This is a genomic window from Pseudoalteromonas sp. T1lg48 (genome assembly GCF_002964785.1).
GTDB lineage: Bacteria > Pseudomonadota > Gammaproteobacteria > Enterobacterales > Alteromonadaceae > Pseudoalteromonas.
Genome location: NZ_PQCC01000002.1, coordinates 371,533 through 383,024, shown reverse-complemented (window position 1 = coordinate 383,024; position 11,492 = coordinate 371,533). Strand labels below are relative to the sequence as shown.

Sequence of the window (11,492 nt, the reverse complement as noted above, 5' to 3'; positions counted from 1 at the left end):
GGTAACAAACTGGTTCTGAACTGTCTGTGCCCGGGGCTCGATTGAGAGGGTAAATGGTGAAGCCTTAAGCAATAAAAAAGCGAAGCCGGGGCTTCGCTTTTTCAAGAGATCTTTAGCGCCAGATTAGCTTTCGCGAGCAATGGCGCGATAAGCGATATCGGTACGGTATTCAACGCCGTCCCAATCGATGGCTTTGACCAGCTCGTAGGCACGCTGTTGTGCCGCGGTCACGGTTTCACCTAAGGCGGTTGCACAGAGTACACGGCCACCGGCGGTCACTACCTTGTCGCCCTCTTGTTTGGTACCGGCGTGGAAGACTTTCTCACCTTCCGGGTATTCAACAAGTAGACCCGAGATGGCGTCGCCTTTAGGGTATGAACCTGGGTAACCTTTGGCTGCCAGTACCACACCTACCGCAGCGCGCGGGTCGAACTGGATGTCTGTTTTATCCAGCTCTTCACGGTTTGCGGCTTCGATAAGCTCAACCAGATCCGACTGTAAACGCAACATAATCGGCTGAGTTTCAGGGTCGCCAAAGCGGCAGTTGTACTCGATTACCTTAGGCGTGCCGTCGGCGGCAATCATAAGGCCTGCATACAGGAAACCCGTGTACGGGTGACCTTCGGCGGCCATGCCGGCAACGGTCGGGTTGATCACTTCATTCATGATGCGCTCATGAATTTCCGCGGTCACCACAGGCGCCGGAGAGTAGGCACCCATGCCACCGGTATTTGGACCCTGGTCGCCATTGTACGCGCGCTTGTGGTCCTGACTGGTCGCAAATGGCAATACATTCTTACCGTCTACCATAACGATGAAAGAGGCTTCTTCGCCCTCTAGGAACTCTTCGATAACCACGCGGCTACCGGCTTCGCCAAAGGCGTTACCCGCTAGCATATCGCGTACCGCTTCTTCCGCTTCCGCTTCGGTCATGGCGACGATAACGCCTTTACCCGCCGCTAGGCCATCGGCCTTAACCACGATAGGAGCGCCTTGCTCTTTGATGTACTCAAGCGCAGGCTCGATTTGTTCAAAGGTTTTATAGAAGGCGGTTGGAATATTGTGGCGTGCTAAAAAGTCCTTAGTGAACGATTTCGAGCCTTCAAGCTGGGCTGCACCTTGTGTTGGCCCGAAGATAGCAAGGCCTTGCTCGCGGAAGGCATCAACCACACCAATTACTAATGGCGCTTCGGGGCCAACAATGGTGAGTTCAACCTTGTTTTCTTTCGCGAACTTGATAAGTGCATCAATGTCTTCAACACCAATGGCCACGTTTTCCAACTTTGGCTCAAGTGCGGTGCCGGCGTTGCCCGGGGCTACAAATACTTTTTCTACTTTGCTTGATTGCGCGGCCTTAAACGCAAGTGCGTGTTCGCGGCCGCCACTGCCAATGACTAATACATTCATGGGCTTTTAAATCCTATTGGGGTTTGATGAATTTCAGCGTCATCCGGTCGCTTTCGCCGATCGCTTCATATTTGGCGCGATCTTCCTCACCCAGACTGAGGCTCGGTGGAAGGGTCCACACGCCTTTGGGGTGGTTGGCGAAGTCTTTCGGATTGGCATTGATTTCACTTTTCGCAACCAGTTCAAATCCGGCTTCTTGTGCCAGCGCAATTACCCAGCTTTCTTTTACATAACCCGAGCGCTTTGCCTTACCGCTATCGCGTGTTTCCGGCAGGCGATGATCCACTATACCTAGCACGCCACCTGGTTTAAGGGCAGTGTGGAAGGCACGCATGGCTTCCTTGACCCCTTGCTCGTCGGCATTCATATACCAGTTATGCAGGTTGCGGAATGTCAGCACCATATCGGCACTGCCTTCCGGGGCGATATTGTGGTGCGTGCCGGGGTAAAACTCGGTGAGTCGGATTTCGGAATAGGCACGGGTGTTGGCCATTTTTTCCTTAAAGCCAGCTAAAGAGCGCTGGTAATACTTCACGTCCGAATCGGCAGGGAAGTGAGCGGCATACAAGGTGCCTTTGTCTTTAAGTAAAGGGGCAAGAATATCCGTGTACCAACCACCGCCAGGAGAGACTTCAACCACTGTCATATCCGGTTCAATACCGAAAAAGGTCAGAGTTTCTATGGGGTGACGATATTGATCTCTGGCTTGTGCTTGTGCACTTCTCAGTTCACCTTGGGTGGCCTCACTCAGTTGTTCACTGGTGGTGGTGCTTACACAGGCGCTTAGCGAGAGCGCGACGGCCGCTGCGAGGGTCGTTTTTAAGCCAAATTTCATAATCGAATCCTTGTATGATTTTTTATGCGTTAACACAAAATAGCAGATTGATTTGAATAGTCTACGAAAACGCGCCAGAGCCTAGGCTCTGGCGGCTTAGTTCTTAATGGCGGAAGTGACGCATGCCAGTGAAGACCATTGCCATGCCGGCTTCATCGGCCGCGGCAATAACTTCTTCATCACGCATTGAACCACCCGGCTGGATTACCGCAGTAATACCAGCTTCGGCCGCTGCATCGATACCATCACGGAATGGGAAGAATGCATCGGAGGCCATGACCGAACCTTTAACTTCAAGGTTCTCGTCGGCGGCTTTAATACCGGCGATTTTCGCCGAATATACGCGGCTCATTTGGCCGGCGCCCACACCGATTGTCATGCCATCTTTTGCGTATACGATGGCGTTTGATTTAACAAACTTGGCTACTTTCCAGCAGAACATCAGATCTTTCAGTTCTTGCTCGGTCGGCTGACGCTTAGACACTACCTTAAGGTCGCCCATGGTGACCATACCCTGGTCACGGTCTTGTACCAGGATACCGCCGTTTACGCGCTTGATATCAACGCCGGTGGTTTTCGCTTGCCATTGACCACATTCAAGTAGGCGCACGTTTTGTTTCGCAGAAACGATTTGCGCCGCTTCTTCGCTGATGCTTGGAGCGATGATCACTTCCACGAACTGACGGGCGATGATGGCTTCGGCCGTATCCGCATCCAGCTCGCGGTTGAAGGCGATAATGCCACCGAATGCCGACGTTGGGTCGGTTTTAAAGGCACGGTCGTAGGCTTCAAGGATGTTTTCACCCACAGACACACCACATGGGTTAGCGTGCTTAACGATAACACAGGCTGGGGCATCGAACTCTTTTACGCACTCAAGCGCCGCGTCGGTGTCGGCGATATTGTTGTAAGAAAGCGCCTTACCTTGGATTTGCTTAGCCGTGGCTACTGAAGCTTCTTCAATGTCGTTTTCAACATAGAAGGCCGCATCCTGGTGCGAGTTTTCACCGTAGCGCATGTCTTGCTTCTTGGTGAACTGCATATTGATGGTACGTGGGAACTTTGTCTCTGCCGCAGCTTCTTCTGTGTAGTCAGGCACCATTTTACCAAAGTAGTTGGCGATCATGCCGTCGTATTGAGCCGTGTGCTCAAATGCGGCAATGGCTAGGTCAAAACGCGTTGCATGCGAGGTTGAACCTTCATTGGCCTTCATTTCTTCGATAACGCGGCCGTAGTCGGCGGCATTAACGATAATGGTCACGTCTTTGTGGTTCTTCGCTGCGGCACGGACCATGGTTGGGCCACCGATATCGATGTTCTCAATCGCATCTTCTAGCGAGCAGTCTTCTTTTGCGACCGTTTGCGCGAATGGGTATAGGTTTACAACTACCATGTCGATTGCATCAATGTTGTTCTCAGCCATGACGCCTTCGTCTTGGCCGCGACGGGCTAAGATGCCGCCGTGGATTTTTGGATGCAATGTTTTAACGCGGCCATCCATGATCTCAGGGTGACCGGTGTGATCAGATACTTCAGTTACCTTGATGCCGTTGTCTGCAAGTAGCTTGCAGGTGCCACCGGTAGAAAGAATTTCGACGCCTTGAGCGGCTAGCTCACGAGCGAAGTCAACGATACCCGTTTTATCAGATACGCTCAGGAGCGCGCGACGAATTGGACGATGTGTATCCATGGTAGTTTTTGTTACCTCAGTTGAGTAGATAATCTTGCCAAAGGCTTTCGCCTTGGGGTTAGGCAAGGGGTTATTTAGAACCCTATTTTAAACAATGATGATGTTTTTGTATAACACCACGACCGAGTTGTAGCTGTGGTCGTTTTTCGCGTATGGGCGAAAATAAAAAAGCACCCTAGGGTGCTTTTCAGTGCAGCTCAAGGCTGCGAATAAATTAGTTCATGCCGTATTTTTTCAGCTTCTTACGTAAAGTACCACGGTTGATACCTAGTAAGATGGCGGCACGGGTTTGGTTACCGCGTGTATAGGTCATTACTTCTTCTAGAAGTGGCGCTTCTAGCTCAGAAAGAACAAGTTCATAAACGTCTTGTACGTCCTGGCCGTTAAGCTGTTTTAGATAGTGGTGAACAGCTTTTTTAACAGCGTCGCGAAGAGGCTGTGGTTTCTCTTGTGACTGAACGTGAGCGTTAGTAATAAAAGGAGAAGTCACATTTTGTTCAAACATCGTTGTATTGTCTCTTTCTTTCTGGATTAGCAATAAGTTTCAAAGTATTCATTGAGTGCATCCACCTGATCTTCAGGTGTTTCTAGCGCATTAAATACTCGCCTAAACTGACGGTCTTCGTCGTGGACTTGCAAATACCATCCAACATGCTTTCGAGCAATCCGCGGCCCCATGGCCTCACCGTAGAATTGATGGAGGTTCACTAGGTGCTCCATCAGAATACTGCGCACCTCGGCAATGGCCGGGGGCGGGAGTATTTCTCCGGTTTTTAAATAATGGTCAATTTCCCGGAAAATCCAGGGGCGACCTTGAGCGGCTCGTCCAATCATGATGGCATCTGCGCCCGTATATTCTAATACCTGTTTCGCTTTTTGCGGTGAGGTGATATCACCGTTCGCAACCACAGGAATTGACACTGAACTCTTGATCGCTTTGATCGTGTCGTACTCGGCATAGCCTTTATACATACAGGCGCGGGTGCGCCCATGTACGGCCAATGACTGAATACCATTGTGTTCAGCAATTGCTGCAATCTCGACGCCGTTGCGGTTGTCCACATCCCAGCCGGTACGGATTTTTAATGTGACGGGCACATCTACCGCTTCTACCACTGCTTTAACAATGGCCTCGACCAAGTCGGGGTACTGCAACAGGGCAGAGCCTGCTAACTTCTTATTCACTTTTTTGGCAGGGCAGCCCATATTGATATCTATGATCTGCGCGCCATTGGAAACGTTAAATTGTGCCGCTTGCGCCATTAGCTCTGGGTCAGCCCCCGCAATTTGCACGGAGCGAATACCCGATTCGCCGCTATGATCCATACGGCCCAAAGATTTGGCGGTTTGCCACACCTTGGGATTGGAAGACAACATTTCTGATACCGCCAGTCCGGCGCCTAAGCGACGACACAATTGCCGAAAGGGGCGATCGGTGATCCCCGCCATCGGTGCAACCATCAAATTGTTTTCTAACTGGTAAGGACCAATTTGCACAGCGTTACAATTTACCTCGTTTCAAGGGGCGCTAAGTTTACGGTTTTTTGCGGCAAAATCAAAGGCTATAAATTGAACAAAAGTGCTTTTTTTTTAAACTTTTTGTATTGACATTTTATAACGAAGGAGAGGAAGGATTTTTTTGCCTGTTTTATGAACACTGGCTTGACAGGGCTGATGTGGCGGGGTGTTGATGGGGCGTAAACAGTGTAAAAAGAGTGGGAAAGGGCCTGCGCAGGGACTTTTGTCCGCTGCGCAGGTGAAGATCAAAAGCGGTTACTTTTTAATCCCACTGATCCGCACCCATTCACCTTCAATGGCAATTGGATCTAGGGTCACTTTATGCTCGTAGAAGCTGGCTACCGATTCCGCTTGTTCCTCAAGGACCCCTGAGAGGGCCAGTTCGCCTCCTGACTTCAGCAGGCCAAGAATCACTTCATTTAGTTCGCGCAGTGGCTGGGCGAGAATATTCGCCACCACCACGTCGGCTTCGAAGCTTGGCTGATTCTCTGGCAGGTAAACCTCTAGCTTATCGGCCACCCCATTGCGCTCGGCATTATCAATGCTGGCATCGAGTGCCTGCTGGTCGATATCGATACCTATGACTCGCTCGGCACCAAGTTTAATGGCGGCAATGCCCAAGATGCCGGAACCACAGCCAAAGTCGACCACGGTTTTGCCAGCTAAATCCAGGCTCTCAAGCCAACGCAAACATAATGCGGTGGTGGCATGGGTGCCGGTACCGAAGGCCAGACCCGGGTCGAGCATCACGTTAACCGCTGATGGATCCGGAACATCTAACCAGCTCGGGCAAATCCACAGGCGCTCACCAAACTGTATCGGTTGGAAGTTTTTCATCCATTCCCGTTCCCAGTCCTTGTCTTCTAACTGTTCGATTTTGTAATGGAATTGCTCTTGTAGTTCAGGTTGAACTTTGAGGTAATCGACCACCGCCTGCATATCGTGCGTGGCTTCAAACAGGCCAATCACAGTGGTTTCAGCCCAATATTTAACTTCACCAGGTTGTGGTTCAAAGATGGGTGTGTCTTTGGTGTCCACAAAGGTGACTGACGGACAACCTACATCCATAAGGTGGTCACTAATTGCATCTGCCGTTGCTTCTGTGGCACGAATGCGGATTTGAATCCAGGCCATGATAATCCCCATGTTGGATGAGTGAAATAAGATAGATGATACGCAAAGGCCGCTAAATAAGCGGCCTTTGTAATTATTTAATTAGACGCTAATTATTTATTGGCATCTAAGAAGCTTTTCAGCAGATCTGAGCGTGAAGGGTGGCGTAGTTTACGCAATGCTTTCGCTTCAATCTGACGGATACGCTCACGGGTTACATCGAACTGTTTACCTACCTCTTCTAGAGTGTGGTCGGTGTTCATGTCGATACCGAAACGCATGCGTAATACCTTGGCTTCACGTGCTGTAAGGCCGGCAAGTACTTCGTGAGTAGCGCCTTTGAGGCTTTCCATGGTCGCCGAATCTATCGGTGACTCAATGGTGGTATCCTCAATAAAATCACCAAGATGCGAATCTTCGTCATCACCGATTGGTGTCTCCATTGAGATTGGCTCTTTAGCGATTTTAAGTACCTTGCGGATCTTATCTTCCGGCATCATCATACGCTCTGCCAGTTCTTCTGGGTTCGGTTCACGACCCATCTCTTGCAGCATTTGACGTGAGATGCGGTTGAGCTTGTTGATGGTCTCAATCATGTGCACCGGAATACGAATAGTACGCGCTTGGTCGGCGATTGAACGGGTGATAGCCTGACGGATCCACCATGTTGCATAAGTTGAGAACTTATAACCACGACGGTATTCAAACTTATCAACCGCTTTCATCAGACCAATGTTACCTTCTTGGATCAGATCCAGGAATTGTAAGCCACGGTTGGTGTATTTCTTCGCGATTGAGATAACAAGACGCAAGTTCGCTTCAACCATTTCCTTTTTCGCACGGCGAGCTTTTGCTTCACCAATGCTCATACGACGGTTGATATCTTTAATACGTTCAATTGTTAAGCCGGTACTTTGCTCGATCACTTTAAGCTTGTTGATACAACGCTCAATTTCAGGCTTAAGTTCGGCTAATTTCGCCGAGTGGCTTTCACCTGCGGCAATTTCCAGATCCAGCCAGGCGCTATCGGTTTCGTTGTTTGCAAAGTGCTTAACGAAGGTTTTCTTAGGCAGCTTGGCCACTTGTACCGCTTGCTTCATGATGATGCGCTCTTGTACGCGCACTTTGTCCATCATGTCACGCATGTTATTAACCATGCGGTCGAATTGCTTTGGTACTAGCTTAAAGGTACGGAATAGCTCACCGATCTCAATGATCGCGGCTTTTGCGTCAGGGTGTGAACGACCCTTTTCCTCAAAAATTACACGGGCATTGCTGTACAAGGTGCGCAGGTTTTCGAAGTGCTCGCGCGCTTCTTCCGGATCTGGACCATTATCCGTTTCTTCTTCCGCGCTATCGTCGTCGCTGTCATCGCCATCATCGTCTTCGTCATCTAAGTCTTCGTCACTTAGTTCCGAACCGATATGGGTGGCCGAGATTTGCGTCTCATCTTCGTTAGGATCGAAAAAGCCGGTAATAATATCGCTGAGGCGGATTTCTTCCGCTTCGAACATATCCCACTGCTCTAGCAGGTGAGAAATGGCTTCCGGGTATTCGGCAACGGAAATTTGGACCTGGTTAATGCCTTCTTCGATACGCTTGGCAATATCGATCTCGCCTTCACGAGTCAATAGCTCCACGGTGCCCATTTCGCGCATATACATGCGTACCGGATCCGTGGTACGGCCGATTTCTTTTTCTACGGTGGCAAGCGCTGCAGCGGCAGCTTCTGCCGCATCCTCATCGGTGGTGGTCTCCGCCATCATCAATTCATCGGCATCGGGCGCGCTTTCGCAAACCTTGATACCCATGTCATTGATCATACTGATGATATCTTCGACCTGATCCGAATCTATGATGTCTTGTGGAAGGTGATCATTCACTTCAGCGAATGTCAGATAACCTTGCTCTTTACCTTTCTGAATCAGAAGTTTTAGTTGTGACTGAGGAGTTGGATCCATAGAGATTTGCTCTTCCACCCTGATAAATTAATACAACAGGCGTCAGCTTAAGAACCTAAGCTGGGTGCCCCAAGCCGGTTTGACGCAGTGAATAGCGTAGTATAACAGACCGAGAAATTTCTGGCTAGCTTTCGAGCACTTCACTGCCTTTAAGTGCTTGAGTCAGCAGGGCGTATTCACGCCTTTCCGCCACGCTTAAACCTTGAGTCTTGTCCTTTATTAATAAGGACTCTAAACGGTGATTTAAACACTGATCTTCAATGAATTTGACCGTTTGTTGGAAATGAGGTTCCAATACCTCATCGTTTATTTGGTGAGGCCAGGCAGCGAGCTTGGTTAAAGCACCATACTCGGGGCGTTCACGGTAGTGTTCTAACAGTTGCGCGGTGTGCGCATTGGGGTTATCGAGACATTGCTTTTGTATGGTGATAAACAATTCCAGCCCGGGCAGGCCTAGGCTGGCCAGCTCCGGCATGTAGTCGACCTTGGCCGCCAGTTGCGGATGCTGCAGCATCAAGGCAATGGCGGTACGCATCGGCGTCATTTTAAATTGGCTCTCCACCCGGTGTTGCTGACGCGGGGTTTTTAGCTTGGCATTAAGCTGCTCCCGGGTGCGGCCGATAAAGCGGGCCAGGCGCTCCAACAGGTTTTCCTGATAGAAGTCGCTGGGGATTTTCTCAATCAAGGGCAGAGCCAGGCTTAACAGTTTGGCTTTGCCGGCGTCCTGAGTCAGGTCTATCTCGTCGCTTAAACGGCTGAAAAACACCTCGCTAAAATCTTTTGCATCGACCAGGCGTTGTTCAAACGCGACCTTGCCTTCTTGTTGTACCAAGGAGTCGGGATCTTCACCATCGGGCAGGAATACGAATTTGAGTGCCTTGCCGTCTTTTAAATGGGGCAGGGCATTTTCTAAGGCTCGCCAAGCGGCATCGCGACCGGCGCGGTCGCCATCGTAGCAACATACGACTTTATCGGTTGCCCGCAGCAGCATTTGCATATGCTCGTTGGTGGTTGCGGTACCCAGGGCCGCCACCGCATATTTAATATCGTGTTCGGCCAGCGCCACTACGTCCATATAGCCTTCAACAATAAGTAACTGTTCAAGCTTTTTATGGGCCTGTTTGGCCTCATAAAAACCGTATAATTCAAAGCCCTTATGAAAAATACGGGTTTCTGGCGAGTTCAGGTATTTGGGACCATTATCCTCCTGGCCCATGATGCGCCCGCCAAAGGCAATAACGCGACCGCGACGATCGCGAATAGGAAACATGAGCCGATCGCGAAAGAAATCAAAAGTGCGACCATTGTCTTTTTGTGTCGCCAACTTTAATTCGATCAGCTGCTGCTTCTGCTTGGGATTTTTACCTAATGTTTGGCACAACGCTTCCCACTCACTGGGGGCATAGCCTATGCCGTAATCCTTCACTGTTTGCCCGCTTAAGCCACGCCCTTTGAGATAATCGATAACGAGCTGAGCATTGGCATGATGACGTAATTGCTGCTGATAGTAGCGTGCGGTTTGCTCCATTAAGTCATAGTCGGAGCGTTTTTGCTCCTGACTGACAGGTGGCCGATCGCTTTGATGGGTATTGCCTTGCTCCCTGGGCACTTCCAGGTGCAACAGGCTGGCCAGCTCTTCAATGGCATCAACAAAATCGAGTTTGTCATACTCCATGACAAAGCTGATGGCGTTGCCGTTGGCACCGCAACCGAAGCAGTGATAAAACTGTTTATCCTGAGAAACGGTAAAGGATGGACTCTTTTCGTTGTGAAATGGACAGCAAGCCTGGTAATCCTTGCCTGCTTTTTTCAGGTTTACGCGCGAGTCGATCAACTCGACTATGTCGGTACGCGCTAAAAGATCGTCGATAAACTGTCGGGGGATCTTACCTGCCATTAGCAACACCTAAGAAGAAGAGAGAATCACACTAGTATATCAAGGGCGATAAGAAAAGGGGCTATAAATTTACGCCTAGATTTTGACTGGCCTAGGGTCTGTTTATTTCTACGGTGTTGTTACATGTTGATGTAGGATAACTACACCACACATGTGCCGCCTTATAGAAATTCGCCACAAACTGCTGCAGAAACAAACGACAAAGTTCAAAGACCCTAGAAACGAAGAAACCGAGCACTAGGCTCGGTTTGCTTGAATTTGCTTTCGCGAATTAGGCGCTAAGACGCTGTTTAATAAGACCTGATAATTTGCCCATGTCGGCACGGCCTTCAGCTTGACTCTTGATCACGCCCATCACTTTACCCATGTCCTGCATGCCTTGTGCACCGGTATCGGCGATGGCTTTATCAATCAATTGATTGATTTCATCTTCGCTCAGCTGCTTTGGTAGAAACTCTTCCAAAACACTCATTTCAGCCGCTTCAACATCGGCAAGATCGTCACGACCGGCATCCTTATACTGGGTATAAGAATCGCGGCGTTGCTTCACTAATTTAACGACAACCGACGTGATGGCGGCTTCGTCTAAGGTGATTTGCTCGTCGATCTCACGCTGTTTAACTGCAGCGAGTACTGAACGAATAGCACCAAGGCGCATTTTGTCCTTGGCACGCATCGCGTCTTTTTGTGCATCTTTTAACGAATCTAGTAGACTCATGACAACAAGACCGGACAGTGATTAGTATAATTTAACGCGACGTGCGTTTTCGCGAGAAAGCTTTTTCATGTGACGCTTAACAGCAGCCGCTTTCTTACGCTTACGCGCAGCGGTTGGCTTTTCATAGTGCTCGCGACGACGAACTTCTGAAAGGATACCTGCTTTTTCACATGAACGCTTGAAGCGGCGTAGGGCTACGTCAAACGGCTCGTTTTCTCTTACTTTAATTACTGGCATTAAAATTTCACCTACCTAACTTAATGAGCTGCACTCATTCGATCAAATAATGATCATGTGGTTCAAAAATGGTGCGGCATTGTAATCCGAGTTACCCCGGTGTGTAAAGAATAAAT

At 49.6% G+C, this 11,492-nt stretch carries 10 protein-coding genes; all 10 read right to left on the bottom strand.

Translation table 11 applies throughout. The features are described from left to right. Positions 1-123 precede the first annotated feature (123 nt). Positions 124-1,407 carry a phosphoribosylamine--glycine ligase gene (gene purD, locus C2M29_RS03560; protein ID WP_105188424.1) on the bottom strand — a complete coding sequence of 428 codons (1,284 nt, stop codon included), beginning with the start codon at positions 1,405-1,407 and terminating at the stop codon, positions 124-126. 13 nt (positions 1,408-1,420) lie between these two features. Beyond that, the gene (locus tag C2M29_RS03555; RefSeq protein ID WP_105188423.1) at positions 1,421-2,242 is read right to left on the bottom strand and encodes a class I SAM-dependent methyltransferase; all 822 of its coding nucleotides are present in this window, start codon (positions 2,240-2,242) and stop codon (positions 1,421-1,423) included. A 103-nt stretch (positions 2,243-2,345) separates the two neighbouring features. Next, the gene (gene purH / locus C2M29_RS03550) at positions 2,346-3,932 is read right to left on the bottom strand and encodes a bifunctional phosphoribosylaminoimidazolecarboxamide formyltransferase/IMP cyclohydrolase (RefSeq protein WP_105188422.1); all 1,587 of its coding nucleotides are present in this window, start codon (positions 3,930-3,932) and stop codon (positions 2,346-2,348) included. Between the two features lie 214 nt (positions 3,933-4,146). Next, a complete protein-coding gene (gene fis, locus C2M29_RS03545) occupies positions 4,147-4,437 on the bottom strand; it encodes a DNA-binding transcriptional regulator Fis (RefSeq protein ID WP_010374122.1) in 291 nt (96 codons plus the stop codon). A 26-nt stretch (positions 4,438-4,463) separates the two neighbouring features. Then, positions 4,464-5,429: a tRNA dihydrouridine synthase DusB gene (gene dusB / locus C2M29_RS03540; protein WP_105188421.1), complete on the bottom strand. Its 966-nt coding sequence runs from the start codon at positions 5,427-5,429 to the stop codon at positions 4,464-4,466. A gap of 276 nt (positions 5,430-5,705) precedes the next feature. Beyond that, positions 5,706-6,584, bottom strand: coding sequence for a 50S ribosomal protein L11 methyltransferase (gene prmA, locus C2M29_RS03535; protein ID WP_105188420.1), 879 nt, complete (start codon positions 6,582-6,584; stop codon positions 5,706-5,708). Positions 6,585-6,676: 92 nt separating this feature from the next. Beyond that, on the bottom strand, positions 6,677-8,524 hold the full coding sequence (gene rpoD / locus C2M29_RS03530; protein ID WP_105188419.1) for an RNA polymerase sigma factor RpoD: 1,848 nt from the start codon (positions 8,522-8,524) through the stop codon (positions 6,677-6,679). A 124-nt stretch (positions 8,525-8,648) separates the two neighbouring features. After that, complete coding sequence (gene dnaG / locus C2M29_RS03525) at positions 8,649-10,421, bottom strand: DNA primase (RefSeq protein ID WP_105188418.1); 1,773 nt, start codon at positions 10,419-10,421, stop codon at positions 8,649-8,651. Positions 10,422-10,692: 271 nt separating this feature from the next. Then, the gene (locus C2M29_RS03520; RefSeq protein WP_105188417.1) at positions 10,693-11,139 is read right to left on the bottom strand and encodes a GatB/YqeY domain-containing protein; all 447 of its coding nucleotides are present in this window, start codon (positions 11,137-11,139) and stop codon (positions 10,693-10,695) included. 21 nt (positions 11,140-11,160) lie between these two features. Then, complete coding sequence (rpsU, locus tag C2M29_RS03515) at positions 11,161-11,376, bottom strand: 30S ribosomal protein S21 (RefSeq protein WP_105188416.1); 216 nt, start codon at positions 11,374-11,376, stop codon at positions 11,161-11,163. Positions 11,377-11,492: the final 116 nt, after the last annotated feature.

Excerpts from the sequence above, each read along its gene's own strand:
- purD (WP_105188424.1), bottom strand. The coding sequence starts at position 1,407 with ATGAATGTATTAGTCATTGGCAGTGGCGGCCGCGAACACGCACTTGCG.
- C2M29_RS03555 (WP_105188423.1), bottom strand. The coding sequence starts at position 2,242 with ATGAAATTTGGCTTAAAAACGACCCTCGCAGCGGCCGTCGCGCTCTCG.
- purH (WP_105188422.1), bottom strand. The coding sequence starts at position 3,932 with ATGGATACACATCGTCCAATTCGTCGCGCGCTCCTGAGCGTATCTGAT.
- fis (WP_010374122.1), bottom strand. The coding sequence starts at position 4,437 with ATGTTTGAACAAAATGTGACTTCTCCTTTTATTACTAACGCTCACGTT.
- prmA (WP_105188420.1), bottom strand. The coding sequence starts at position 6,584 with ATGGCCTGGATTCAAATCCGCATTCGTGCCACAGAAGCAACGGCAGAT.
- rpoD (WP_105188419.1), bottom strand. The coding sequence starts at position 8,524 with ATGGATCCAACTCCTCAGTCACAACTAAAACTTCTGATTCAGAAAGGT.
- dnaG (WP_105188418.1), bottom strand. The coding sequence starts at position 10,421 with ATGGCAGGTAAGATCCCCCGACAGTTTATCGACGATCTTTTAGCGCGT.
- C2M29_RS03520 (WP_105188417.1), bottom strand. The coding sequence starts at position 11,139 with ATGAGTCTACTAGATTCGTTAAAAGATGCACAAAAAGACGCGATGCGT.
- rpsU (WP_105188416.1), bottom strand. The coding sequence starts at position 11,376 with ATGCCAGTAATTAAAGTAAGAGAAAACGAGCCGTTTGACGTAGCCCTA.